The following is a 367-nucleotide window of genomic DNA, read 5'->3' on the forward strand; positions in this document are numbered from 1 at the left end:
CGTGATCTTGTTCCCGGCAATGCGTCCACAGGCGTAATTCTCGCTTATAGGGCGTAACAGCCTATGTAATTAAAAAGCCACTGAAGAGTGTAATGCCGATCAGTTAAAGCCAAAGCGATCGGTTGAAGGATCCTTCAGAGCTGTCAAAATCCAAGTGTATTTAATGCACTTGGATTTTTTTATGGATGTTTCTCAAGCTCTAAACATAATTAATGATTGGAAACCTAGCAGCGTTGAGACTTTGTCTAACTTGCTTCCAATTGAACTCATCGACGAAGCCTATTCTCTTACTGATACTGTCACGATGAGAAAGAGGAAATTAACTTTAGAATCCATGGTGTGGCTGCTTGTTGGAATGGCTATCTAT

Annotated in this window: 1 protein-coding gene; it reads left to right on the forward strand. The window is 40.9% G+C overall.

Going from position 1 to position 367, the window contains the following annotated elements:
- Positions 1 to 181: 181 nt before the first annotated feature.
- The coding region (locus tag AB4140_RS19855; protein WP_372002377.1) for a transposase domain-containing protein at positions 182 to 367 on the forward strand (186 nt) is incomplete at its 3' end.

Origin of the sequence: Shewanella sp. 10N.286.51.B2, from assembly GCF_041469265.1 — a bacterium.
Classification (GTDB): domain Bacteria; phylum Pseudomonadota; class Gammaproteobacteria; order Enterobacterales; family Shewanellaceae; genus Shewanella.